At 68.0% G+C, this 24,701-nt stretch carries 27 protein-coding genes and 1 tRNA gene; 14 read left to right on the top strand and 14 right to left on the bottom strand.

The features are described 5' to 3' along the window. Positions 1-215 (top strand): hypothetical protein (locus tag EV651_RS42245; RefSeq protein ID WP_238156720.1); only part of this gene is annotated, 215 nt, incomplete at its 5' end. A gap of 417 nt (positions 216-632) precedes the next feature. Here the strand turns inward: EV651_RS42245 and EV651_RS07270 are convergent. From EV651_RS07270 to EV651_RS07280, 3 genes are read right to left on the bottom strand one after another with little or no spacing between them, the layout of a single operon-like run. Beyond that, complete coding sequence (locus EV651_RS07270) at positions 633-1,298, bottom strand: hypothetical protein (protein WP_133783389.1); 666 nt, start codon at positions 1,296-1,298, stop codon at positions 633-635. A gap of 19 nt (positions 1,299-1,317) precedes the next feature. Beyond that, a complete protein-coding gene (locus tag EV651_RS07275) occupies positions 1,318-2,544 on the bottom strand; it encodes an RNA polymerase sigma factor (RefSeq protein ID WP_133783391.1) in 1,227 nt (408 codons plus the stop codon). Next, positions 2,541-2,894 (bottom strand): YciI family protein, encoded by a 354-nt coding sequence (locus EV651_RS07280; RefSeq protein WP_238156787.1) that lies wholly within the window; start codon positions 2,892-2,894, stop codon positions 2,541-2,543. Before EV651_RS07280 ends, EV651_RS07275 begins: the two co-directional genes overlap by 4 nt. A 180-nt stretch (positions 2,895-3,074) precedes the next feature. Between EV651_RS07280 and EV651_RS07285 the strand changes: the two genes are divergently transcribed. The 3 genes from EV651_RS07285 to EV651_RS07290 all read left to right on the top strand — a co-directional run bounded on the left by EV651_RS07285 (position 3,075) and on the right by EV651_RS07290 (position 5,105). Then, positions 3,075-4,535 (top strand): MFS transporter, encoded by a 1,461-nt coding sequence (locus EV651_RS07285; protein WP_133783396.1) that lies wholly within the window; start codon positions 3,075-3,077, stop codon positions 4,533-4,535. Further along, on the top strand, positions 4,517-4,672 hold the full coding sequence (locus tag EV651_RS41240; RefSeq protein WP_166658529.1) for a DUF6131 family protein: 156 nt from the start codon (positions 4,517-4,519) through the stop codon (positions 4,670-4,672). Before EV651_RS07285 ends, EV651_RS41240 begins: the two co-directional genes overlap by 19 nt. Positions 4,673-4,742: 70 nt before the next feature. Then, on the top strand, positions 4,743-5,105 hold the full coding sequence (locus EV651_RS07290; RefSeq protein ID WP_133783398.1) for a YciI family protein: 363 nt from the start codon (positions 4,743-4,745) through the stop codon (positions 5,103-5,105). Here EV651_RS07290 and EV651_RS07295 read toward each other — a convergent pair. Next, positions 5,076-5,843 carry an enoyl-CoA hydratase/isomerase family protein gene (locus EV651_RS07295; RefSeq protein ID WP_133783399.1) on the bottom strand — a complete coding sequence of 256 codons (768 nt, stop codon included), beginning with the start codon at positions 5,841-5,843 and terminating at the stop codon, positions 5,076-5,078. The genes EV651_RS07290 and EV651_RS07295 overlap by 30 nt on opposite strands. Positions 5,844-6,154: 311 nt before the next feature. Between EV651_RS07295 and EV651_RS07300 the strand changes: the two genes are divergently transcribed. Beyond that, the gene (locus EV651_RS07300; RefSeq protein ID WP_238156721.1) at positions 6,155-7,057 is read left to right on the top strand and encodes an SH3 domain-containing protein; all 903 of its coding nucleotides are present in this window, start codon (positions 6,155-6,157) and stop codon (positions 7,055-7,057) included. 1 nt (position 7,058) lies between these two features. Here the strand turns inward: EV651_RS07300 and EV651_RS07305 are convergent, their stop codons facing one another. After that, positions 7,059-8,354, bottom strand: coding sequence for an FAD-binding oxidoreductase (locus EV651_RS07305; protein ID WP_133783403.1), 1,296 nt, complete (start codon positions 8,352-8,354; stop codon positions 7,059-7,061). Positions 8,355-8,440: 86 nt separating this feature from the next. Here EV651_RS07305 and EV651_RS07310 point away from each other — a divergent pair, with 86 nt between their 5' ends. Continuing rightward, positions 8,441-9,184, top strand: coding sequence for a phosphotransferase family protein (locus EV651_RS07310; RefSeq protein WP_133783405.1), 744 nt, complete (start codon positions 8,441-8,443; stop codon positions 9,182-9,184). On the opposite strand, the gene sigJ is transcribed toward EV651_RS07310, so the two are convergent. Continuing rightward, positions 9,165-10,055: an RNA polymerase sigma factor SigJ gene (gene sigJ / locus EV651_RS07315; RefSeq protein ID WP_133783407.1), complete on the bottom strand. Its 891-nt coding sequence runs from the start codon at positions 10,053-10,055 to the stop codon at positions 9,165-9,167. The genes EV651_RS07310 and sigJ overlap by 20 nt on opposite strands. A gap of 232 nt (positions 10,056-10,287) precedes the next feature. On the opposite strand from sigJ, the gene trpD reads away from it, so the two are divergent. Beyond that, positions 10,288-11,316, top strand: a complete 1,029-nt coding sequence (trpD, locus tag EV651_RS07320; protein WP_202870210.1) for an anthranilate phosphoribosyltransferase — start codon at positions 10,288-10,290, stop codon at positions 11,314-11,316. Here trpD and EV651_RS07325 read toward each other — a convergent pair. Together EV651_RS07325 and EV651_RS07330 are read right to left on the bottom strand one after the other, a co-directional pair. Then, positions 11,313-12,074 carry an alpha/beta fold hydrolase gene (locus EV651_RS07325; protein ID WP_133783411.1) on the bottom strand — a complete coding sequence of 254 codons (762 nt, stop codon included), beginning with the start codon at positions 12,072-12,074 and terminating at the stop codon, positions 11,313-11,315. The genes trpD and EV651_RS07325 overlap by 4 nt on opposite strands. Continuing rightward, the gene (locus tag EV651_RS07330; RefSeq protein WP_133783414.1) at positions 12,065-13,063 is read right to left on the bottom strand and encodes an acyltransferase domain-containing protein; all 999 of its coding nucleotides are present in this window, start codon (positions 13,061-13,063) and stop codon (positions 12,065-12,067) included. Before EV651_RS07330 ends, EV651_RS07325 begins: the two co-directional genes overlap by 10 nt. A 127-nt stretch (positions 13,064-13,190) precedes the next feature. On the opposite strand from EV651_RS07330, the gene EV651_RS07335 reads away from it, so the two are divergent. Both EV651_RS07335 and EV651_RS07340 read left to right on the top strand, forming a co-directional pair. Further along, entirely contained in the window at positions 13,191-13,910 is a 720-nt protein-coding gene (locus EV651_RS07335) for a DinB family protein (protein WP_133783416.1), read from the top strand. Between the two features lie 59 nt (positions 13,911-13,969). Further along, positions 13,970-14,401: a DinB family protein gene (locus tag EV651_RS07340; RefSeq protein WP_133783418.1), complete on the top strand. Its 432-nt coding sequence runs from the start codon at positions 13,970-13,972 to the stop codon at positions 14,399-14,401. A 31-nt stretch (positions 14,402-14,432) separates the two neighbouring features. Here EV651_RS07340 and EV651_RS07345 read toward each other — a convergent pair. Beyond that, a tRNA-Ser gene (locus EV651_RS07345) sits at positions 14,433-14,521 on the bottom strand. A 243-nt stretch (positions 14,522-14,764) separates the two neighbouring features. Here EV651_RS07345 and EV651_RS07350 point away from each other — a divergent pair. The 3 genes from EV651_RS07350 to EV651_RS07360 all read left to right on the top strand — a co-directional run bounded on the left by EV651_RS07350 (position 14,765) and on the right by EV651_RS07360 (position 18,154). Continuing rightward, positions 14,765-16,003, top strand: a complete 1,239-nt coding sequence (locus EV651_RS07350) for an MFS transporter (protein ID WP_133783420.1) — start codon at positions 14,765-14,767, stop codon at positions 16,001-16,003. Between the two features lie 76 nt (positions 16,004-16,079). Continuing rightward, positions 16,080-17,297: an MFS transporter gene (locus EV651_RS07355; protein WP_133783422.1), complete on the top strand. Its 1,218-nt coding sequence runs from the start codon at positions 16,080-16,082 to the stop codon at positions 17,295-17,297. Positions 17,298-17,554: 257 nt separating this feature from the next. Beyond that, entirely contained in the window at positions 17,555-18,154 is a 600-nt protein-coding gene (locus tag EV651_RS07360) for a gamma carbonic anhydrase family protein (RefSeq protein WP_133783424.1), read from the top strand. Between the two features lie 15 nt (positions 18,155-18,169). Here the strand turns inward: EV651_RS07360 and EV651_RS07365 are convergent, their stop codons facing one another. The 5 genes from EV651_RS07365 to EV651_RS07385 form a co-directional block, all read right to left on the bottom strand. Continuing rightward, positions 18,170-19,219, bottom strand: coding sequence for a sucrase ferredoxin (locus EV651_RS07365; RefSeq protein ID WP_133783426.1), 1,050 nt, complete (start codon positions 19,217-19,219; stop codon positions 18,170-18,172). A 110-nt stretch (positions 19,220-19,329) separates the two neighbouring features. After that, positions 19,330-20,631: a cupin domain-containing protein gene (locus tag EV651_RS07370; RefSeq protein WP_238156722.1), complete on the bottom strand. Its 1,302-nt coding sequence runs from the start codon at positions 20,629-20,631 to the stop codon at positions 19,330-19,332. Then, positions 20,628-21,146, bottom strand: coding sequence for a BatC protein (locus EV651_RS07375; RefSeq protein WP_133783428.1), 519 nt, complete (start codon positions 21,144-21,146; stop codon positions 20,628-20,630). Before EV651_RS07375 ends, EV651_RS07370 begins: the two co-directional genes overlap by 4 nt. An 84-nt stretch (positions 21,147-21,230) precedes the next feature. Continuing rightward, entirely contained in the window at positions 21,231-22,298 is a 1,068-nt protein-coding gene (gene cobC / locus EV651_RS07380; RefSeq protein WP_238156723.1) for an Rv2231c family pyridoxal phosphate-dependent protein CobC, read from the bottom strand. A 55-nt stretch (positions 22,299-22,353) separates the two neighbouring features. Next, positions 22,354-23,145: a carbon-nitrogen hydrolase family protein gene (locus tag EV651_RS07385; protein ID WP_133783431.1), complete on the bottom strand. Its 792-nt coding sequence runs from the start codon at positions 23,143-23,145 to the stop codon at positions 22,354-22,356. Between the two features lie 78 nt (positions 23,146-23,223). Here EV651_RS07385 and EV651_RS07390 point away from each other — a divergent pair, with 78 nt between their 5' ends. Next, entirely contained in the window at positions 23,224-23,763 is a 540-nt protein-coding gene (locus EV651_RS07390; RefSeq protein ID WP_238156724.1) for a molybdenum cofactor guanylyltransferase, read from the top strand. Positions 23,764-23,794: 31 nt separating this feature from the next. Further along, entirely contained in the window at positions 23,795-24,655 is an 861-nt protein-coding gene (locus EV651_RS07395; protein ID WP_133783435.1) for a phosphotransferase family protein, read from the top strand. The last annotated feature ends 46 nt before the right edge of the window (positions 24,656-24,701 follow it).

Here is a 24,701-nt window from a genome sequence, read left to right on the forward strand (position 1 = left end):
ACCTCGGCGCAGGAGGTGACCTCGCAGGAGGTTACCCCGGCGTGGGGGGAGATGACCCCGGCGAGGGAGACGACCCCGGCGTGGAGATGACCCCCGCGCGGGATGTGACGCCGACGCGAAAGATGACCTCGGCGCAGGAGGTGACCTCGCAGGAGGTTACCCCGGCGTGGGGGGAGATGACCCCGGCGAGGGAGACGACCCCGGCGTGGAGATGACCCCCACGCGAGATGTGACGCCGACGCGAAAGATGACCTCGGCGCAGGAGGTGACCTCGCAGGAGGTTACCCCGGCGTGGGGGGAGATGACCCCGGCGAGGGAGACGACCCCGGCGTGGAGACGACCCCGCGCAGGATGTGACGCCGATGTGAAAGTGACCTCGGCGTGTGCGTGACGCCCGCGTGGGAGATGACCCGGCGCGGAACGTGACCCCGGCGCGGAACGCGACACCAGCACGGAACGCGACACCAGCACGGGGCGAGGTGACCCCGGCGTGAAAAGTTACTCCGGTGGGCAACGCGACCCCGGCGCGGAACGCGACCCCGGCGCGGAACGCGACCCCGACGTGGGACGTGACCCCGGCGTGGGGGGCGATGCCGGCGTGGTGTCAGGCTGTCTGCGCGGCGTGTGGCTGGTTAGGCGGGTTCGCCGCTGAGTCTTTCTATGGCGTTGCGGAGGCGGCGGCGCCAGCCGGAGCGGCCGGCTTCTTCGTCGGCGGCGGCGAGGCTGACCAGGTGCTGGGCGGTCTCGAAGCTCTCGTCGGTCTGCGAGTCGACCTCGGTCTGCGCCGACATCTGCTCGTCGTATTCGTACTCGAGCGATCGACTCGTCCACCCGAAGCCGTCAGGCACCAGCAGTTCGGGTACGAGGGTTTCGTGGCTGAGCGACGTCAGCTCCTTGTCACCGTTGCCAATGCTGAAGATCGTCGTACCGCGTCGCCGCACGTCGCTGATCCGCTCCAGGAGCGTGTCGGCCGGTGCGTCCTCGGCGACGACCAGCAACGACTCGCCACGACCTGCGTCGCGCAAACGGTCCAGGCCGATCGCCAGGTGCGGTGGGGCGTCTGGTGGCGGCGCCCAGCGGACCAGTGACGGTCGTAGGTCCTCGACGCCGGCCCGGTGCAGTTCGTCGTCCAGGTGCGCGGTCAGGTGCCAGGGCTCGTCGTCGACCGGTCCGAACAGCATGAGCCCGCTGCGCCTGGTGGTGAAGCGTCGCAGCGCATAGCCGAACTCCGTGGTCCGGCTGCCCAGTTCGGTGGCGGTCAGCATCTCCCGGAGGAGTGAGGCCCTGGTGAGATCCACACATCCAACCTACGCGACCTCAGGTCAGCCGGTCCGCCTTCGACTGCAGGTAGTTCCGCTCCGGCATGCTCGTCGTACGGCGGGCTGCCAGTAGATAGCTCTCCCGCGCAGCGGCGACGTCGCCGGACATCTCGAGCAGATGCGCGCGGACTGCCTCGAGCCGGTGGTTCATGCGGTCGTCCGACTCGAGTGGCTCGAGTACGGCGAGCCCTTCCTTCGGACCGACCGCCATACCCACCGCCACGGCGTGGTTGAGCTTCACCATCGGGTTGTCGACCAGCTGCTCGAGTACGTCGTACAGCGCGACGATCTGCCGCCAGTCCGTGTCCTCAGCACGCTCTGCCGTGTCATGTACCGCAGCGATCGCCGCCTGTACCTGGTACGGCCCCAGCTGCGTCCGCGACAGCGCATCGCTCACCAGCGCCTCGCCCTCGACGATGGCGGCCCGGTTCCACTTGGAGCGGTCCTGCTCGGCCAGCGGGATCAGCGTCCCGTCCGCACCGGTCCGTGCCCCCCGCCGCGCGTCGGTCAGCAACATCAACGCCAGCAGGCCCGCTACCTCACCGTCGTCCGGCAGTAGCTTCCGCACACCGCGCACCAGGCGGATCGCCTCGGTCGTCAGTTCCGCACTGTGCAGCGACGTACCGGACGACGCGGTGTAGCCCTCGTTGAAGATCAGGTAGAGCACATGCAGTACGGCGCCCATCCGCTCGTCCCGCTCCGCCTCCGGCGGCATCTCGAACGAACTGCCCGCCTGCTTGATGCTCCGCTTCGCCCGGCTGATCCGCTGCGCCATGGTTGCCTCCGGCACCAGGAACGCGGCCGCGATCTGCGCGGTGGTAAGACCACCGACCGCACGCAGTGTCAGCGCGATCTGCGAAGCCGGCGACAACGCCGGATGGCAACAGAGGAACAGCAACGTCAGTGTGTCGTCTCTACCACCCGGGTCGTCGATGTCCGGGCCTGGCGCGACGAACTCTTCCGGGGCCGCAAGCTGGGCCGCGTTCTCCTCACGCCGCCGCCTGGCCGATTCACTCCGCAGGAGATCGGTGAGCCGCCGCGACCCGACCCGGATCAGCCAGCCACGCGGGTTGTCCGGCACGCCCTCGGTCGGCCACTGCTGTGTGGCCGCGAGCAGAGCCTCCTGGACCGCTTCCTCGGCCAGGTCGAAGTGACCGTAGTGCCGGACCAGCGCACTGAGCACCTGCGGCGCCTGTTCCCGCAGCAGCAGTTCGAAGCCGCTCACATCTCCAGCCCAGACATGTCCATGACCGGTCGCACCTCCACGGCGACGTACTCCGCGTCCGGCATGCGCGCGGCGTACCCGATCGCCTGGTCGATGTCGTCGCACTCCACCAGGTAGAACCCGGCCAGGTGCTCCTTCGCCTCGGCGTACGGCCCGTCCGTCGTGGTCGTGGTGTCGTCACGCACCTGAACGGTCCGGGTGGTGATCGGGTCGGCCAGACCGGCGGCACTGACCAGCAGGCCCTGCTCGGTCAGCTCTCGCGACAGCGCCTCGTGCGCCTCGGCCAGCCCGTCGCGTTGCTCGGGCGACAGGCTCGCCCAGCTCTCGGCGTTGCTGTAGATCAGCAGCATGTACTTCACAGTCACCATCCTGTACCGAGTGGAGGCCGCTGTGACCCCCAGTTAACCGGTACGTCGAAGCAGGTACGCCGTACTTCGACAAAACCGGAATGTCGAAGTACACCCGGTCGGCACCGACGTCTCTGCCGAGTGACGCTCAGCCGGGGCGTCCCGCCGTACTGGAGATGCCTGATGGTTTCGCATTCGAAGCGTTGGTTCGCGCTGGCGTTGCTCTGTCTGACCGGGTTCATGATCATCCTGGACGCGTCGATCGTGCTGGTCGCTGTACCGTCGATCGAGCGGGAGCTGACCTTCTCGACCGGTGGCGCACAGTGGGTGCCCAGCGGGTACGGGCTGATGTTCGGCGGCCTCCTGCTGCTCGGCGGCCGGATCTCCGACCTGCTGGGTCGCCGGCGCGTCTTCATCACCGGACTGCTGCTCTTCGCAGGGTCCTCTCTTCTCTGCGGGCTCGCATGGAGTGGTGACGCTCTGGTCCTCGCCCGCGGGCTGCAGGGTGCCGCAGCCGCCGTACTGGCTCCGAGCGCGTTGTCGATCGTCATGACCACGTTCCCGTCCGGTCCGGATCGCAACAAGGCGCTAGGGATCTGGGGAGCGACCAGTGGGATCGGCGGTACGGCGGGTTCGCTCGTCGGCGGACCTGTCACGGACGGACTCGGCTGGCAGTGGATCTTCTTCATCAACGTGCCGGTCTGCGTGCTGGTCGTCGTACTGGCGCCCGTACTGCTGCTGGACAGCCGCGGACCCGGCCGCCGCGGGTTCGACGTGGCCGGTGCCATCACTGTCACCGCCGCTCTCATCGTCCTGGTGTACGCCGTCATCGAGGCACCTGAGTCGTCCGCGACGCGGACGGTACTCCTGGTGCTCGCCTCCGCTCTTCTGTTCGCACTGTTCGTAGCAGTTGAGAAGCGCTCGGCTGACCCGCTCGTACCGCTCCGGATCTTCCACTCGCGCACACTGGTCGGCGGCAACCTCATCACGATCAGCTGGGGGCTGGCGGCGTTCGGACTCAACTTTGTCTACACGCAGTACGCACAGCTCGCACTGGGTGCGTCAGCGATCCGCTACGGCTTCATGTCCGCCGTACTCGCGGCTGCAGCGGTCGTGGGGTCCATAGTCGGCCAGCACCTCGTCACTCGAGTCGGACCGCGCCGGGTCGCGTTCGTGTCGCTACTGGTCGCAGGACTCGGTACGACGCTGATGACTCAGCTCACCGTGTCTTCTGGGTACTTCGAGCTGGCCTTCTGGGGGCTGACGATCTTCGGTGCCGGATTGGGCGCAGGTACGGTCGCCGGCTCGATCGCCTCACTGAGCGACGTCGCGGGCGAGGACGCCGGTGTCGCCTCCGGACTACAGAACGCCAGCTTCCAGATCGGCGGTGCTATCGGTGTCGCGGCAGTCTCCGCGGTGGCTACTGCGAGTACGTCGGGCACTACGCCGATCGCTCTGGTCCACGGCTATCGGATCGCCTTCGTGACGGTGTGGGCGTTCATCGTGGTCGGCTTCGCCGGATGTGCGCTGATCAAACGGGCGTTGGAGGTTCAGGGCACAAAAGGTGGGCACCGGACGTCCGTGGCCGCCATCTCCGCCAGGCGGCCCCCGGCGAAGGAGGGCTCATGCTCATTCTCGGACTGATCCTGCTGATTCTCGGGTTCGTCCTGAACGTCTCGATCCTGTGGACCATCGGCATCATCCTGCTGCTGGTCGGCGCAGTGTTCTGGATCCTCGGAGCGACCGGCCGCGCGGTCGGCGGACGAGCACACTGGTACTGATCGGCAAGCAGCCCAGAACCCCGCGGGTCGTCCGCGGGGTTCTGTCGGCGCGGTTCATTACCGTGTGGCCATGAAGTACGTCGTGATGATCTTTCGAAGCGTCGACCGGGTGTGGACCGCGGACGACGACGAGGCCCTGCGCCGATTGCTGCGGCTCGAACAGGAGCTCGCCGCGTCCGGTGAACTGGTCAGCTCGGAGGGCCTGCGACCGCCTGAGGACGGCCGGATCGTGCAGATCCGGGAAGGTCAGCAGGTGGTCACCGACGGTCCGTTCGGCGAGGCCAAGGAGCAACTGGCCGGGTTCTTCCTGATCGACGCACCCGACGACAAGCGCGCGCAGGAGATCGCCGGCCGGGTCTCGGCCGCGGTCGGCGACCGCGTCGAGCTCCGCGGCACCCTGATCTCAGCAGGAATGCCAGACGAACTTCGGTGAGCGCTTCTGCGTGAAGGCCTCGATCCCTTCCGCCAGCTCGCCCGAGGCGATCGTCTCGCGATACCGCCGTACCGCTGCCGCGTCTCCGTCCTCGCCGGACAGCAGTGCGTTGACCGACTCCTTGGCCGAGCGGATCGTCAACTGCGACCGCGACACCAGCGTCTCCGCGAACGCCTCGGCCGCCACCATCGGATCGTCGTCCACGCGGTCGACCAGGCCCTTGAGTTCGGCCTGGTCCGCAGTGAGCAGGTCACCGCTGAAGAGCAGGTACTTCGTGGTCGCCGGACCGACCAGGTCGAGCAGCACCTTGATCGCGGCAGGCGGGTAGACGACGCCGATCCGGGCCGGCGTGACGCCGAAGCTCGCATCCCGCGCGGCGAACCGGAAGTCGCAGTTCACCGCGATCTCGAGACCACCGCCGATGCAGTGCCCGCGAACCACCGCGATCGTCGGCTTCGGGAACTCCCGCAGCGCCGCCTGGGCCTGCAGGTTGGACGCCCGTAGCTCGGCCATCGGATCGGCCGGGTCAGCGCCCGAGATCAGCTCGCGGATATCGGCGCCGGCGGAGAAACTCGTACCCTCGCCGGTCACCAGCAGAACCTTGACCTCGTCGTCGCTCGCCAGGTCGGCGAGCAGCCCAGGCAGCGCAGCCCACATCGCCCGGGTCAGCGCGTTCCGCTTCGCCGCGCGATCAATGAACAGCCGCGCAACCGCCCCACCCTCGATCCGAAATCCCACGCGGGCAGTCAAGCAGCAACCGACGTACAGGCGCCGCGCCGTGGGTCACAACGGACCGCCACACCGACCAAGCGTTTGATGTCGGGACGGTCACATCCGGATAGCGGGCAGATCACGTCTGGCGGCAGCCGGTGGATGTTCGTAATGCGTTAAGAGTAGGGGCCGATTCGAACCGGCGCGGCGATGTGTGCTTGACTCCTCCGGTCGATAACGTTTTGGTCTCGGCAGATTGGGTTCCAGAAGTGGCTGAAGGACGGCATAGACAGGCGCGGCACCGGCAATCGCGCGCCAGGATGATCCAGCCGGGTCTCGTGAAGGTAGCGATCCCGGGCGCGGCAGTGGCGATGGTTGCCACCGGTTCGGCCGCCGCACTCCCCAGCCAGCATGTTCAGCTCGACCCGTCGATCGCCAGCTCGTCCCTGCAGCTGTCGCGCGACGCCACGATCAGCCGGGACGCCCTGCGTCCGCCGATCAGCACCACGTCGACGACTCCGGCGCCCAAGCCGAAGGCAAGCCCGACGCCCAAGCACCTGAAGAAGCAGGCGCCGATCCCGAAGCCGACGTCGGCGAAGACCCGCGCGGCGGAGGATCTGAACGCGAACGCGACGCCGCCGAAGATCACCGGCACGAAGTACACCACCACCGACGTGAACCTCTGGTCGCTGCCGCTGACCGGCCTGCTGCTGGACGTGCTGCCGAAGGGCACCAAGGTCTCGGTCACCGGCAAGGTCGACGGCCTCTGGGCCGAGGTGGTCAGCGACGGCAAGTCCCGCTGGGTGAAGGCGCAGTACCTGTCCGCCACCAAACCGGTCGCCAGCGTTTCCGGGGCGATCTCGCAGGCGGCCTGCAAGTCCGGCTCCGCGGTCGAGGACGGCCTGACCCAGGACGCGATCCGGGTGCACCGGGCGATCTGCGCGAAGTTCCCCGACATCACGTCGTACGGCGGTCTGCGGTCCGGCGACAGCGGCTCGGAGCACTCCACCGGGCATGCGCTCGACATCATGGTCAGCGGTTCCGAGGGCCAGGAGGTCGCGGACTGGCTGAAGGCCAACTACAAGAAGCTCGGCGTCAGCCAGCTGATCTGGCAGCAGCACATCTGGACGGTCCAGCGCAGCAGCGAAGGCTGGCGCGCGATGGAGGACCGCGGTAGCACCACCGCGAACCACTACGACCACGTGCACGTGACCGTCTACGGCAACTCCGGCACTGTCTGATCTAAGGCCTGATGTTGGCGTTCAGGTGGAAGAAGTTCGTGGGGTCGTAGGCCCGCTTCACCTCGCGCAGCCGTTGCAGATCTGTCGCGCCGTACGCCGTGTCCGCGCGCCCCGGGTCGCCGAGGAAGTTCACGAACGTCCGCCCCGACGTGGGCAGCAGCGCTGTTCGCAAACCCACACCACCGCCCAACACTTCGCGGTCGATGATCAGTGAGTACGACGCCTCACGGTGACCGATCGGACCGGCGCCGGGACCCGGGTGGGCCATCGCGCCGCCCCAGTGGCGGATCTCGACCATCGCGTCCTCGAGCTCGGTGACCACGTCGATCACCTCGTCGGTCAGCGTGTCCAGGAAGTCGAGGTGGCGAGCGGGCGTGCCGCCCATCGCGGCATCGGCGTACTCGATCGTCTTCAGCTCACCGGCGAGCCGCGGGCCGGCGATCTCGAACAGCGGCTTCAGCAGATGTTCGGCCAGCTCGGCGTCGCCGGCGTACAGGACCTTGATCGCGACGGCGCGCTGCTCGGTGCCGGGGACGCGGGTCAGGACGACCGCGGTGCTGAGTTCGTTGGGAATCGTGGCGGTCCAGTCGCGGTACCGGCGGAGGATCGCGGCGGCGCGGTCGATGCCGTAGTAGACGATGCCGGCGTGGACCTCGCGGACCGGGTACAGGCGGAACTCGAGCGAGGTGACGATGCCGAAGTTGCCGGTGCCGCCGCGGATCGCCCAGAAGAGGTCGGGGTGCTGCTCGGCGCTCGCGGTGACGGCGCGGCCGTCGGCGGTGACGACCTCGGCGCGGATCACGCTGTCGGCCGCGAACCCGTACTTGCGGGCCAGCCACCCGACTCCGCCGCCCAGCGTGTACCCGGTGACGCCGACGTCGCGGTGCGAGCCGGACAGCGGGGCGAGCCCGAACTGCCGCGCGGCATCCAGCACCGCACCCCAGCGGGCGCCCGGCGCGACCTTGGCGATCCGGCGCTCGGGGTCGATCAGTACTCCGGTCATCTGTGTGGTCTTCAGCAGGATCCCGCCATCAGCGGGCACCCGGGTGCCGTGTCCTGTCGCCTGCACAGCGATCGGTACGCCGTACTCGCGAGCGGTCCGTACGGCGGCCTGTACGTCGGTCCGCCCGTACGCCTCGGCGATCACGAGCGGGCGCGAATCCACCGAAGGGATCACGGAACGCCGCTGCTCGTCGTACGCCGGCTCGCCGGGCAGCCGGACGGCACCGTTGAAACCTGCCCCCAGCAGACCCGCCACGAGGTCACTGGCAACCGCTGCAATCGCCTGCGTAGACATCTGATCCCGCTCCTTCGCCGTATCCGCTTCCTGCCCATACGTCGAAGGAGATCGCCGATGATCGACACGTCCGCCAAACTTTCTCGATGACTCACTCGGTCGAGATCTCCGGACGTACCCTCACCAAGCGCTACGCGTCGTGGCCCCGCGACGAGCCGGGTCGCGAATGGGCCGCGCTGACCGTGCTGTCCCGCGCCGCACCCGGCCTCACGCCCACTCCCCTCGAGTTGTCCACCGAGCCGACGCCGTCGCTGACGATGACGGTCGTCCCCGGCGAACCGCTCGGAGGCTCGCTTACCTCCACCCAGACTGCGGCTCTAGGCGATGCGCTCTCCGCACTTTGGTCGGTCCCATCCGAGGACCTGGTGCCCATCGATCTGCAGGCGCTCCTTGACCGCACTCGATCGGGGCTCGTCGGGCTCCGCGACACCGATGGCGTGATCGCCGAGGCCGCCCGTACCTGGCTCGACAACGAGCCGACCGACCTGACCGCCGTACACGATCCTGTGCTCGCCCACGGCGATCCCAACCTCACCAACTACCTGTGGGACGGCTCGCGCGTCCGCATCGTCGACTTCGAGGACGCGGGGTTGGGTGATCGCACCGTTGAGCTGGCGAACCTGGTCGAGCACCTGTCGTGGCGAGAGACCGACCCGACGGCGTTGGTACGGCGGTTCTCCGCGGACCCTGCACGCTTCCGGGCCGCGCGCTGCCTGTGGGCCGGGTTCTGGCTGACGCTGATCGGGCCGGGCGGGCCGAGCGCCGACCGCAATCCGCCAGGGACCGCGGAGGCGCAGGCGCAGCGGCTGCTCAGGCTGGTAGCGGGATGACTTCGAGGCGATCGAGATCGGCCAGGATGTCGATCTGAGTGATCTTGCCGTCGGCCACGGTGATTGACATGACGCCCATCAAGCGGTCGTTGACGACCGTGATCGCACCGGGCAGCCCGTTGACCAGCGCGAGCTGGGTGTACGGCGCCATACGGCTGAACATGAGCGCCTGCTCGACGACCGCCTTCGCGCCGCGGACCAGCTTCGACACGGCCGGTCCGGCGAACTCACCGCTCGCCGTACCAGCGTCCGCGCGCAGCAGCACATCCGGATCTAGCAGTGCTAGCAACGCCTCGAAGTCACCGCCCCGCGACGCGGCCATGAATGCCTCGACGACGGCTCGCTGCCGGCTGACGTCGCCGTCACTCGCCGGCGCACCCTGGACCCGCCGCCGCGCCCGACTCGCCAGCTGACGCGTCGCGGCCGGCGACTTGTCCACAATCGTGGCGATCTCATCGAACCCGACGCCGAACATGTCGTGCAGCACGAATGCCAGCCGCTCGGCCGGCGACAGGGTCTCCAGTACGACGAGCAACGCCAACCCGATCGCGTCAGCGTGGACCGCCTCGTCCTCCGGTCCCAGTTCACCGTCCACACGGCCGATGACCGGGTCCGGCACGTACGTGTCGAGTGAGTCCTCCCGCCGCGACTTGCGGCTGCGCAGCATGTCCAGACACACCCGCGACACCACCGTGGTCAGCCAGCCGGCCAGATTGCCGACATCACTCACGTCAGTACGACTCAGCCGCAGCCAGGCCTCCTGTACGGCGTCCTCGGCCTCAGGTAGCGATCCGAGCATCCGGTACGCAACAGCACGCAGGTGCCCACGGTTCTCCTCGAACCGCCGCGCCAGCTGCTCATGCTCGTCCACCACTACCTCCTCAGCCCCCTGACGGATCAGCCCACCATGATGTGACAGCGGCCGGGTCAGCCGCTCATGGGGGTGCAGGTGCGCTAAGGTCGGTGGCATGTTCCAGCGCGCGAGTATGTGGTGGGCCGTCGACCTGACGGCCTGAATCCGCGCGTACCCACCCGGCCGTCTCCTGCGAGGCGGCCGTTGTCATGTTCTCCTCGTGGGCGGCCCAGCACCCTGAGGAATGCCGATGGCGACAACGCTCCGGACGTGGTCCGGTCTGATCTCCGCGCTCCTGGCCGGTTCCGACCTATCGACGGCGGACACCGGCTGGGCGATGGACCAACTGGTGCTGGGCGAGGCATCGCCGTCCCAGATCTCCGGGTTCCTGATTGCCCTGCGGGCGAAGGGCGAGACCGCGGATGAGCTCAACGGGCTGGCCGACGTACTGCGTTCGCACGCGACGCCGGTGCGGATCACCGGTCCGTTCGTGGACATCGTCGGGACAGGTGGCGATCGAACCGGCGCGGCGAACATCTCCACGATGGCAGCGGTGGTTGTCGCCGCTACTGGTGTCACCGTGGTCAAGCACGGTGGGCGAGCTGCCTCCTCATCAGCCGCCGGTTCCGGAGACCTGGTGGAGTACCTGGGCGTTCCACTCGACCTGTCCGCTGCAGACGCCGCCCAGATGGCTGCCGAGGTCGGACTGACCTACCTGTTCGCTCCACGCTTCAACCCAGCTCTACGCCAAGTTGCGGTGGTACGGCGTGAATTGGCGGTCCCCACCGCCTTCAACGTGCTCGCACCGTTGCTGAACCCGGCCAGCCCGCAGCACCAACTCGTTGGCGTGGCGAACCCGCGCATGCTGCCTGTGCTGGCAGGTGCGCTCGCCAAACAAGGCCGGTCCGCACTGGTCGCCCGCGGCGACGACGGACTCGACAAGCTCACCACTACTGGCTATTCGCGGCTCTGGGTAGTGCATGGCGGTTCTGCATCGGAAGTGGTCTTCGACCCACGCTCACTGGGACTACGACCCTCGTCGCTGGCTGAGCTGCGTGGTGGCGACGCCGCGTTCAACGCTGGCCTGTTGCGAGGCCTGGTCGACGGAGAGCGCGGTGCGGTGCGTGACGTCGTACTGCTGAACGCTGCAGCCGCACTGGCGACGCTGACGCTCGAGTCCGGTCTGGAACCGTTGGCGGACTGCTTCGAGCGGTGCCGAGAGGCTGTGGACAGCGGCCGAGCAGCAGCAGTGCTCGACCGCTGGACCAGCCGCTCCTAGTCGCCTGCGAACCGGAGAATGGTGTCGGTCACCAGTTGTGGTTCGCGGAGGCTTGGCAGGTGGTCGGCGCCGGGTAGCCAGATGAACTCGCAGCCGGGGATTCGAGCGGCAGTAGCGCCGGCCACGGCTGCGAGGATCGGACGGTCCTTGTCACCGACCATGACGACAGACGGCGCCTTGATCTCGTGGAGCCGGTCGTAGACGGGCGGATCCGGCTTCAGATACTCGTCTTGGTCGAGCCATGCTGGAGCAGAGGCGCGAAGCTGAGCGACCGCAGCATCGTCAGCCCCTGCCGCAGCCCCGAGCCGCAGCCCGAGCTGCACCAGCCCCTCCACATCCCGCTTGGCAACTAGTCCGTAGTACTCCGCGTCTAGCTCCGGCTCCTCGGGCATCGGGAAGCCGGACACTCCCGGACACAACAGCACCAGGCCGTGAACGCGCTCCGGATGAGCCAGCGTGAAGCTGAGCGCCGCACGGCCGCCCATCGAGCAGCCCACCAGCAGTACGCGTTCCAGGTTCAGCTGGTCCAGGACCGTCTCCAGGTCGCCCTGCAGCGAGAACTCACCTGTCGGCTGCGGGGAACGCCCGTACCCACGGACGTCGTACCGAACGACTCGCCGACCATTGAGCCGGGGCAGCACGGAATCCCACACGCGAGAGTCCCCGATCCCCGGATGCAGCAGCACTATCGGCACACCGTCGCCCGCGAGATGCTCAGCCCAGATCGTGTCCTGTCCAACCGGAATCGTCAGCTCCATGTCTTCAGCATGCCCGTCCGCGGGTACCAGTGCCCGCCAGCTCGCAGGTGCTTGACGAATGCCCTTTGCAGAGTGGTGTCCTGCGGGAGATTGTCGAGGTCCTCGTCGGTCAACTGATGGTCAGGTACGTCCAGGTGCAGCCCTAGCCGCATCAGCTCACGGTCGCCTTCGGTCGGGTCCTCTGGTGGCAGGTGCGGGAGGATATCGAAGCGGGTCTGGAAACGCATGATGTTCGACTCCGGGCGCAGGTACTCGCCCAGCTGCGGGTCCAGCAGCCAGGAGTGACACACAAGCCCCGCGAGCGGCTCCTCCGGGTACCAGCGCTCGAACGACTCGACTGCAGTGGCGACAGACTCCTCCGACTCCTGTGCGTCGAGTCGCCCAGTCGGTGGGATGTGGATGGAGAGCACGTGGCCGGAGACACCATCGCCTAGTCCCATGTGGGTACGGGTGAAGTCATGCCGACCGATCTCGTAGTCGGCACCTCGGAACCGCAGCGGTGGACCCCACAGCGGCATCAGCCCGACGCCCGCACAGCCGAAGATGTGCCGGTGCGTGTGCATCACTCCTCCGAGCGCCGCGACGGTTGCGGCAGTCACGGACTCCGGTACGCCCCGCTGGGCGTGGAGCTCACGCAACCTCGGCAGGTTGGCCAGCAACGCCCACGCCGGCGCGAACAATCCGACAGGCGACGCACTCCGCGGCACGGCCGGCCAGCCTCTGAAACCTGTGGACGGCAGCGCCAGATCCAGGTCCCGCTCAACCTCGCCTGCCAGCGCCCACGTGATCGCCCACCATTCCGGGTCGCGATCCGGGTCCGGACGCGCCGCCAGCATCGCGTGACGATCAGCCGGGTGCACACCGCAGTACGCCAGCAGCTCCTCGGCGTTCTCGGGCAACTGTGGGTCGGTGCCGACCTCCAGGCCCTCGAACCGCGTCTGGTCCCGCTTCGTGAAGCCCACTCGTTCCGCCGCACTCAGAACGTCCACAACCTGTTCCCTCCGCCGCGCTCGGTCTGTCCCTCGACCTCACCACGGGCCGCCCGTCGCGCGCACGACTTTTGTGTCCTAGGTCACCGTTAGGCTCACCGCACGGCAAGCGAACCAGGGAGATGGCATGGCGAAGTTCGGGCAGTCCGACGACTTGCAAGGGGCAGAGTTCTTCGAGGCGAACCTGCGCGGGGCTCGGTTCGTCGAGTCCGATCTGTCCGGCGCGGTGATGCGCGGAGTCGACATCCAGGGCGCGGACATCGACGCACCGTGGCTGGCCGAGCCCGGGGCCAGCCTGACGGTGAACGGTGTCGAGGTCGCGGCGTACGTCCAAGCCGAGCTGAACCGCCGCTTCCCCGGCCGCGCGGACCGGCGTGCCGAGGACCCCGACGGTCTCCGCGCCGCCTGGGCCAAGCTCGAGCAGACCTGGTCGGCGACGCTCGAACGCGTCGCGGGTATGCCGGAAGGCAGCGCCGACGTGTCGGTCGACGGCGAGTGGTCGTTCGCGCAGACGCTGCGGCACCTGGTGCACGCGATCGACCTGTGGTTCGGCCGCTCGATCCTCGAACGTGAGGAGTTCCATCCGCTCGGCCTGGGTCATGCCGCCGAAGACGCGCTGACCGAGACACCGCCGTACGCCGACGTTCTCGAGGCCCACGCCAGCCGCTTCGGAATGGTCCGCGACTTCATCGCCACCGTCACCCCGGCCGAGCTGGACACTCCCCGCAAGAACCCGCACGGCCCCCACCCCGAGACCACCCGCTCCTGCCTGCACGTCATCCTCGGAGAAGGCTGGGAACACCACCGCTTCGCCACCCGCGACCTCAACACCATCGAGACCCGCTAAGTTGCGGTGTGGACAAGGATCCCCGTCAACGACCGGAGCCCGCCGCCGATGAGAAGGCCATGCTGAGCGGATGGCTGGATTGGCAACGACAGACCGTGCGGCTCAAGTGCGCAGATCTCTCCGATGCAGACGCACGTCGCCGGCTCCTGCCAGACACCTCACCCCAGATGAGCATCGCCTGGCTGGTGTACCACCTCACCAGTGTCGAGCTGGGTTGGTTCGTTCGATCGTTCCTGGGCGAGCCGACACCAACCACACCAAGCCTCTCCGAGCCGTTGTCCGTCCTCCTGGACGCCTACGACGCACAATGTGAGACCTCACGACAGATCGTCGCCGATCATGATCTCGACGAACTCGAGCGGTGGGCTCCCGAAGGACTCCCGCTCGTCTCACTCCGTTGGATCCTCGGCCACCTGATCGAAGAAACCGCCCGCCACCTCGGCCACCTGGACATCCTCCGAGAACTAACCGACGGCGCCCGCGGCTACTAACGGATGTGGGCCCACATCGATCGACACAGAGCGGAGGGTGTGGGATTCGAACCCACGATGACGGTCACCCGCCATACCGGTTTTCAAGACCAGCGCACTCGGCCACTATGCGAACCCTCCTGGCGGTTGCCGCCGAGGGTTGAGGATACCGGGTGGAAACTGAGTGCGGGGGCGGGGAGGGGCCGGTATGGTCGGCGCAGCGGCGGAGCCGCCGCGGAGGGTACGGACGGAGGTGGGAGCAATGTCTCGGTCGTTCGAGGGCATCGCACACGCCGGCCGGTCGGCGCGCTGACGCTCTGACCGGGCGAACCGGCCGGCTGCACAGCCGGCGTCCATCGCTTCGTCATGCCCTCAGGAGTGCCTATGCGTTCCCTCGGTGCGTACGCGTTCCCGTCCGAGCTCGGACCTGATTTCCGCAAGATCTTCCCGGCCTCGATCATCTCCAACCTCGGCGACGGCGCCCTGATCGCCGCCGGTCCGTTGCTCGTCGCCTCGATCACCACTGAACCTGCGGCGGTCGGGGCCGCCGCCTTCGTCCAGCAGCTGCCGTGGCTGCTCTTCGCCCTGTTCAGCGGTGTCCTCGTCGACCGGCTCGACCGCCGGTTGATGATCGTTGCCGCGGACACCTTTCGCGCGATCGTCCTGGCCGCGCTCGGTGTCGCCGTACTGCTCGACACCGCGCCGCTCTGGGCGGTCTACCTGGCCTTGTTCCTTCTCGGTACGGCGGAAACGCTGGCAGATAACGCATCCGGTGCGTTGCTGGTCAGCGCCGTACCGAAGGTCCACCTCGGCAAGGCCAACGCCCGACTGTTCGCCAGCGGCACCGTGCTCCAGCAACTCGGCGGGCCACCGCTGGGCGCACTGCTGTTCGCTGCGGGCGCCGGCATCCCACTGGTCTTCGACGCGGTCACCTTTGCCGCGGCAGCGGCCCTGATCGCTCGCGTCGCGGTACGACCACCGTTGCCCGATCACTCCATTCGCGCAGCTGTGTTGCATGAGGTGCGCGAAGGAGTGCGCTGGCTCTGGCATCACTCCGGCGTACGGACGCTCGCCCTGTCGATCCTGGTCATGAACATCACCTTCTGTGCCGCCTTCGCGACCTGGGTGTTGTTCGCGCGCGAGCAACTGGGGCTGAGCGAGACGCAGTTCGGTCTGCTCGTGTCGGTCGGCGCCGTGGGCGGTGTGCTCGGTATGCCGACGTACCACTTCCTTGAGCCGCGCGTAGGGTCCGTGACCCTCCTCCGCGCCGGGCTGGTCATCGAGACGACGGTCCACCTGATCCTGGCGCTCACCAAGAACCCGTGGGTCGCCGGCGCGACCATGGCGGTGTTCGGCGTCCACGCGGTGGTGTGGGGCATTGTGTCGACTACAGCGCGTCAGCTGGCCACACCGGACGCTCTGATGGGCAGGGTGAACAGCGTGTACCTACTAGCCTCAGTGGGCGGTGCCGCGATCGGCTCCGCGCTTGGCGGCGAACTGGCGCAGCAGTATGGTCTGGCCGCACCGTTCGCGATCGCCTTCGTGGCGATGGTGGCGATGACAGCGATCGCCTGGCGTCCGCTGCGGAACGTCTCCGTACGTCGGGTAGGCGCGACTGACTGAAAATCGGATGGAATGGGCTCGCGGGCGCTTGCTACGGTTCGCCAGCCGCCGAAAAGACCGATGGGAGCGCTCCGCCATGCCCGCAGCCGCGTCACTCGGCCTCCCGAACGTGCGCGGCCGGGTCCCACTGCTGGCCGGTCTGGCGATCGACTCGTTCGGCGGCGGCTGCGCCGGGCCGCTGCTGTTGCTGTTCTTCAACAAGGTCGCCGGCATCCCGCTCGGGACCGCCGGCGTGATGCTGACCGTCGCGACGCTGTTCTCCATCGCGGCGCCCGCCGTGGTGGGTCAGGTGATCGATCGCCTCGGACCGCGGAACCTTGTCGTGGCTGCGCAGTTCGCTCAGGGGCTAGCGTTCACGGGCTTCTTTTTCGGGCGGTCGATGTGGCTGCTGTTCCTGTGCGCGCTGGTCATGACGACCGGCCAGCGAGTCTTCTGGTCGGCGATCTTCAGCCTGCTCGCGGACGTCGCCGACGAAGGCGAGCGGGACAGGTGGTTCGGCCTGGGCGGGATGATGCAGGCCGGTGGTTTCGCTCTGGGCGCGCTAGTGGCGGGCTGGCTGCTGGCGGTCGGCGGAGACGCGCCGTTCCTGATCGCGATGGCCGTCAACGCAGTGACGTTCTACCTTGCCGGGCTGCTGCTTCTGCGGCTGCACCCGTCGCACCACCAGCGGACGGACCAGGACAGCGGCCCGGCCCCGCTGCTGCGCAAGGACAAGACGTTCATGGCACTGATCGGCGCCAACACGCTGCTGGCGCTCTGCACGATGATGCTCGGCGTCGGCGTGCCGGTGTACGTCGCTGAAGCGCTGACAGTGCCGAAGTGGCTGATCGGCGTACTGATCGCGGCGACGTCTGTCGTGTTGGCGACCGGTCAGACGCTCGTCGTGCGGCACACCGAGCGGCGGCGACGTACGAACGTCATGGTGGTCGCTGGGATCACGTACGCCGCGTGGGCGCTGCTGATGGCGCTACAGGTGCATATCGCGGCTGGATGGGTTGTGCCGGTACTAGTACTCGCCACGGCCTGCTACGCGTTCGCCGACGTACTGCACGCGGCGACGAACAACGCGCTGTCGGCCGCGATCTCGCCCGCCGTCGGGCGGGGGAAGTACCTGTCGTACTGGCAGTACTCGTTCACCTTCTCGAGCGTGCTTGCGCCGGCGTTCTTCGCACAGCTCTTCGAGGTGCATCACGAGCTGCCGTGGGTGGCCCTCGCGGCGCTCGCCCTGATCGCGAGTCTGACGATCTACGCGCTCGCCCGGACAGCTCCGCGGTTGAGCTCCGAGCGCATCTGAGCTCGATCTGGGCGGATCTTGGCGGGCGATTCCTGACCTGTCAGGATGCGTTGCGTCTGATCGAACATTTGTTCTAATGTTGGCTCAGTTCGCGGTTCTCCACCCGGATTGTCCGCCGGACCGAGCCTGCCACCTCCGATGTGGACGGCCCGGAGGACACCGCCGCCCGGGTTGTGAGGACCCGGGCAGTGGAGATTCCGCACAACCGATCTTGGTACAAGCTGGAGCGAGGTGATCACGCGACGAGAGGACAGCAGATGTTGCTGGAACATCGCGGCCGTCGACCGGTCGTGCCCGAATCCGCGTACGTTGCCCCATCGGCCGTGCTCTGCGGTGCCGTCGTCCTCGGCGAAGGCAGCAGGGTCCTGCACGGTGCGGTGCTGACGGCGGAGAACGGCGAGATCCGGCTCGGTGAGAACAGTGTGGTGATGGAGAACGCCCTGGTGCGCGGCCGGGCCGATCATCCCGCACTCATCGGCGACGCGGTCCTGGTAGGTCCCCATGCACATGTCAACGGCGCCACGGTCGAGGACGAAGTCTTCATCGCCACGGGCGCCGCGTTGTTCCCAGGTTCTGTCGCCGGCGCAGGCGCCGAGCTCCGGATCAACAGCGTGCTGCACGTGAACTCGCGGCTGGAAGCAGGCACGGTCCTCCCGATCGGATGGATCGCCGTCGGCGACCCGGCCCAGCTCTTCTCCCCCGACCGGCACGAGGAGCTGTGGCAGATCCAGCGCGACCTGGACTTCCCGGGCACGGTGTACGGCGTACCTCGCGGTACGTCCATGCGCGACATCATGGCGCGCCAGTCAGCGTTCTACGGCGAGCACGCTTCGGACCGCCCGGCAGACCCGACCTGACCCTTCAGGTGACGGTCAGGCTGTGGTCAGTTTGTGGAGTTCGAAGTGACGGATCTGGGCGGGAGAGGAACCTGCGCAGGTCAGGCGGGCTTCGACGGTGTCGAGGCGGGCCGAGACTTCGACGGCGATCAGGCGGCGGGCCGGCGAAGATCCTGATGCCGATCCGTTGGTGGATGCGAGGAGGATTCGCCAGCGGTGCTCGCCGAGGACTTCAACGGTTTGCGGAAGGAGGTTGTCGACCGCGGGCGAGTGACCCGCGGCGCGGGCGAAGTGCTGGGCGGCTTGGACGGGTGGGACGAACGCACCTGATCCACGGAGGAGATCGGGGACGACGGCACCCTCGTCGTACTGCTTGGCGAGTTCGACGGCGCGGGTCGGTGCGACGTGCCCGTAGAACAGGCTGTGCGGCAGCACGACCACGTTCGCGGCGAAGCGGTCACCGCCGATGTGGCTGCATTCCCAGGTGCGTTCTGGGTAGGCGGCAGTCAGCGTCGCAGCGACCGGGCGTCCGCGGACGGCGCAGCACGCGTCGTGTCGGCCGTGCGTGCACACGAGGTAGACCGGCGCAGTGCTCACCACGCCCAGATCCTTGCCGGTGAGGACGTTCAGTAGGTGTTCGTCCGTCGGTAGGTCGCCCCAGCGAACGAGTTCGCGGCCGGGGCGGCAGTCCACCAGTCCCCAGCGCCGGGAACCAGTCCGATCGACCCGGCCGTACCGACGGATCAGTACGGGCCGGATGCCCAACTCACGGCATCGGCGCGCGACGACATCACCCAGTTCGCCACCGGACGCGCTGTTTCGGAGGTCGGCACCGGACGCGCTGTTTCGGAGGTCGGCACCGGACGCGCTGTTTCGGAGGTCGGCACCGGACGACCTGTCTCGAAGGTCGGCACCGGACGAGGTGTTTCGGAGGGAGGTCAGGGCTTGGCGGGGCCAGGCGGAGCGGGACTCGATGAGGAGCCAGCGCTCGGCCGGCGGAGCGGTCGCGGTCAGGGAGTCGTGACGGAGGTCAGCCTGCGCCGCGCAGCCGGTCTCCGGTCGGTATCTGATGTCACCGAGGTCCACGCCACCTCACGATACGGTCGCCGACTTCAACTAGCAGAGGATCACCCGCGGTGCTCACTGAGCGGTGATCGCTGAGCGGTGATCGCTGAGCGGTGGTCACTGGGCGGTGGTCATTGGGTGGTGGCGACCACTACCGCCTCGGTCAGGAGGCGGCGGACCAGGACGAGTTGGTCGGCGTCGTCGAGGCCTGGGAGGTTTCCCACCTTGCAGTCGGCGCCCGAGACGAGCTCCGTGACGGCTGCTGTCGTGGCGGGCGGGAAGGTGATGGTGCGGTCGGGGAGTTGGAGGACGAGCGGGTCGCCCGGGACGAGGCGGCAGCGGAGACCGGCGCGGAGGCGGACCGTCGTACCGACGGCCAGGGAGGTGATGGACGCGGCGTGCGCGAGCGGTGGGAGTGGAGCTGGGCGGTTGCTGGACCAGGTACGGCGGCGGAGGCGGTTGCCCAGTGCGTCCGGGGTCGCCGTACGGAGCTCTTGCGTGAAGAGTTCGACCACCTGCGGTAGCACTTGGGCTAGTTGCTCCGGGTCGCCAGGATCGAAACCGAGAGGTAGTGCGGTGCGCAGGGACGCCTGATCCGCAGCAAGTGCAGTCAGCTCCTGTACGAGCAGGTAGCGCGTCAGTGTGTGTATCCCGACGGTCAGGTGTGCGCTCACACCACCCAGCGCCTTGGCCGAGTGCAGAAAACCGCGAGGCACGTACAGCGCATCACCAGGGCGCAGGACTTCGTCGATCACCGGTGCCTGGTCGCGGGCGGCCTTTTGAACGGCCCCTGCATGGTCGGTCCACGGCTGGTTGCGGAGCGGGTCGGGATGGACCGGCTCGTGGATGGTCCAGTGCTTCTCGCCGGCTACTTGCAGTACGAACACGTCGTGTACGTCGTAGTGCGCGGAGAAACCCTGCGACTCGGCCGGAGTGATGTACGCGTTGATCTGCACCGGGTGACCCGCGTCCGCGGACAGCTGGGTGGAGAAGTCGACCAACGCCGGCCAGGTCCGGTGCAGTGCCTGCAGGACGACGGTGTGCCCGCTGGCGAACAGCGCGGCCACCTTGTCGTCTCGTACCTGGTCCGCGATCTCTGCGCCGGCACCAGCCGGTCCGGTGAATTGACTGTCTCCCACCACCGACCCGTTCTTCGCGATCCGCAAGAACGGCGTGCGTAGGCCGCGCCGGGACAGCAGCTCGTCCACGGCGTCGAGACTGAACAGGTCGTCGTACGGCGCGGGGAGGTCGGGGCCGTGGGACAAGAGTGCCCGCGAACCCCAGTAGGAGTTCGCGAATTCGTCCAGGTCCCCCGCCACACAGCGCCGGAGTGCCGGGCGGTCGTCTCGCAACTGCTCACCGCCATCGGCCGCCGACTGCGCGGCCGCATGGTTGTTCTGCGGGAACTGCCCGGCCTCCGGCACAGTGGTCACCAGCTTCCGGAGTTCCCGCCGGCGCCGCCGTCCGCGCCACCATCGGCACCACCATCAGAGCCGCCCGCGCCACCGTCAGCACCACCGTCGGTCCCGCTGGGGTTCGCGCCGCCGTCCGCAGTACCTTCGCCGGCCCCGCCCTCAGCGCCACCGTCGGCGCCACCATCCTGGGTGCCCTGCGATGCGCCACCGTCAGCCGGCCCTTCGCCGTAGCCGCCGCCCCCACCGGCACCACCATCAGCACCGCCGTCGGCGCCGCCATCCTGGGTGCCCTGCGATGCGCCACCGTCAGCCGGCCCTTCGCCGTAGCCGCCGCCCCCACCGGCACCACCATCAGCACCGCCGTCGGCGCCACCGTCCTGGGTGCCCTGTGATGCGCCGCCGTCGGCCGGACCTTCTTCGCCGTACCCGCCACTCCCGCCGCCGGGTGCAGCGGTCGAGCCGCCCGAGCCTCCGTACTCGCCGCCTTCGCCACCTTCGGAGGAGGTGTTCATGTCCTCATCGTTGAGACCCATTGTGCTGCTCCCTTCGCGAACGGCCAGAAAGTTGCCCAGGGAATACCAACCGGGGCACTGGTCATCTTGTGCGCAAAGACGACCTCAGCTAAACCCCACGCGCGTTACAGCGCCAACTCGATTCGCCCGCAGCAGCTCCGACAGCACCTTCACGAACCCGTCAGTCACGTCCTCAGGCCGTACGGCGACCCGCAACCAGTCCGGCCCGAGACCGGGGAACGTATCCCCGCGCCGTACCGCAAACCCCTGTGCACGCAGGGATTCCCGCACCTCCGCCGCCCCTGGCACGTGAACGAGAACGAACGGCGCCCGCGCCACGCCGTACGTCGAAAGTCCGCTGACCGTTCCGAGACTGTCAAGCAGATGGACACGCTGGCGTTCGATGTCGAGCGCAGCCTGGCCCGCCTCCGCGACAGCACGCTCGTTGCTGCAGGCAATTGCCGCTGCAAGTGCAGGAGTGGACACCGGCCAGTGCGGCTGGACCGCAGCCAACTGCTCGATCAGACCCGAGCCGGCGATGACGTACCCGACCCGCAGCCCCGCGAGTCCCCACGTCTTCGTCAGGCTCCGCACCACGACCAGTCCGGGGATCGAGGCGCCGGCGAGCGACTCGGGCTCACCGGGTACGGCGTCCATGAACGCCTCGTCGACGACCAGGATCCGGTCGGGTCGCGCCAGTTCGCGCAGGTCGTCGGCGCGGTGCAGCACCGATGTCGGGTTGGTGGGGTTACCAATGACAACGAGATCAGCGTCAGGCGGTACGGCGGACGGGTCCAGCGTGAACCCGTCCTCGGGCCGCAGGATCACCCGATCGACCAGGTGCCCGGCCGAACGCAGCGCCGCCTCTGGCTCGGTGAATTGTGGATGAACCACGACCGGATGCCGCGGCCGGAACGCCCGCGCGATCAGCACGAACGCCTCCGCGGCCCCCGCGGTCAGCAGCACCCGGTCCGCCGCGACACCATGCCGGTGGGCGACCGCGGCGACCGCCGCGTCCTGGCGTGGGTACGCCGCCAGATCGGTCAGACTCGCCGCGATCGCCTCGAGCAACCAGGACGGGGGTGTGCCCGTGCGGACGTTGACGGCGAGGTCGACCAGCCCCTCACCGACCTCGAGATCGCCGTGATGCTCCAGATCAAACCCATCCGCCACGCTCAGGAGGCTAACGGGTCAGGGAGTTCCTCGGGCCAGCCGGTCCGTACACTGGTCAGCGGGGCGTGACTGAGTACCGGCGGTTCCGCAGGGAGGGGTTGCGCTTGCGTACGTCGGCCAGTCGCTCGGCTGAGATCTCAGCGAACGCATGTCCGTCTGACTCACCCACGGACGCCAGTGCAATGCCCTGAGGGTCGATGACCTGGCTGAGACCGCAGTACTTCTTGCCGTTCTGTGCAGCCGCGGCGACGTAGCAGGTGTTCTCCACAGCGCGGGCGGTGAGCAGTGTGGTCCAGTGATGTTCCTTGAGCGGTCCGCGGACCCAGGCGGCCGGGACGACGAGCACCTCGGCGCCGGCGTCGACGAGCGCGCGGGAGAGCTCTGGGAAGCGCAGGTCGTAGCAGGTCATCAGACCGAGCGAGTGGTCGCCGATCTGGACCACAACCGGGGCTACGTCACCAGGTGTCAGCTGGTCGGACTCCTTGTACCCGAACGCGTCGTACAGATGGATCTTGCGGTAGGCGCCGAGCAGTGCGCCGTCCGCGCCGACAGCCAGCAGTGTGTTGTACGGACGATGCTGGTCGCAGCTGCGTTCGAACATCCCCGCCACGATCGCCACGCCGTGCTCGACCGCTGCCTTGCGGAGCGTTGTCACGAACTCGCCGTCGAGTGCCTCGGCGGCCTCCGCCACCGACTCCCCTTCGACCGCGAAGTCGGACATCATCGCCTCCGGCAGCACCACAAGGTCAGGCCCGCCCTTCGCGGCGTCCGCGACCAGACGGCTGACCGCGTCCCGGTTGGCGACCTTGTCGTAGCTGCTGGCGGTCTGCACCACAGCAATCCTCATCTCTCCATGGTGCCGCAGAACTCGCGGCGCCTCAGCCGCACCGCGCAGGTGGGGCCGGACAGGTGCGAGACTGCTGCGGTGGAGTTCGACGTGGTGGTGCTGGCGGGGGGCGGGTCCACTCGGTTCGGTGGTGTGGACAAGGCGATGGTCGTGCTCGATGGGATGTCGCTGCTGGATCGGGTGTTGACGGCGACGGCAGGGGCCGCCTCGACTGTGGTGGTCGGACCGGTGCGTACGACGTACCGGGCAGTGGACTGGACGGTCGAGGACCCGCCGTCGGGTGGTCCGGTGGCGGGGCTGGCCGCTGGACTTCAGCACGGGACGGCACCGGTCGTCGTGGTGGTGAGTTGTGACCTGCCGTGGATCACCGAGGCCGACGTGACGACGCTCGTCCAGGGGCTCGCGGAGCACGACGGTTACGGGCTACGCGACACCGACGGCCGGGAGCAGCAGCTCGCGGCCGCGTACCGGCGTACCGCGCTGGCGAAGGCGATCCACGATGTAGGCGACCCGAGAGATAAGTCGGTACGCCGTACGCTCGCCGGCCTCGATCTCGCCTGGACCGAACCGACCCACGCAGGCGACGACGTCGATACCTGGTCGGACCTCGACGGATGAAACCGCTGGACGTCGACCATAAGTTCGACGCATGGATGTCGCGCAGCTGGTGAGGGACGTCGTCGGCGTCGACGTCAGCGAGGTTGTGGAGCGCACCGGCGGGCAGTTGAGCACCGTGTACGAGGTGCGCACGTCCGCAGACCCGGTGATCGTGAAGGTCTACGCGCCGGAATGGCTCTGGAAGCAGGCGAAAGAAGTACACGTCTACGGGATGCTCGAGCAGGAGCTCACCGGCTCGATCCCACGGGTGATGCACGTCGGCGACGGCGTCACGATGCTGTCGAAGGTCGATGGCGTTCCGCTGTCCGAGGCCGAGCCACCCGATTGGCGGGCGATGTACGCGCAACTCGGCGAGCTGTTGCAGCGCGTTCACCGCATCGCGCAACCGGCGTACGGCTATCTGACCGATCAGATCCTCGATCCGCTGCCGGACAACGATCAGTACATGCGACGGCAGTTCGCGAAGAAGCTGCAGGAGTTCGAGCAGCTCGGCGGTGACCCGAAGCTGCACGCCGACATCACTGCCCACGTCGAACAGCACGCGCACCTGTTCGCGGACAACCGGGCAGCTGCCCTGTGTCACAACGACTTCCACGAAGGCAACATCCTCGTGGACCCGACGAGCTGGCGCGTGAACGGTTTCATCGACGTGGAGAACGCGATCGCCGCCGATCCGCTGATCGATCTGGCGAAGACGATCCAGTACTCCGCCCACGACAATCCCGAGAAGCTCGCCGGCCTCACCGACGGGTACGGCGCCGTACCCGCGGACCGGATCGACCTCTACCGGCTTTACCACTCGCTCGAGCTATGGGACTGGTTCCAGTCGACAGGCGAGACCACTTACCTCGACTCCATCGCACAGGACCTCGCGAAACTCGTCGAACGCTGAGTCGAACGCCGAGTCGAATGCTGGAGAGAGCGCTGAGGGTAGGTTG

Source organism: Kribbella sp. VKM Ac-2571, from assembly GCF_004362255.1.
Lineage (GTDB): Bacteria > Actinomycetota > Actinomycetes > Propionibacteriales > Kribbellaceae > Kribbella > Kribbella pratensis.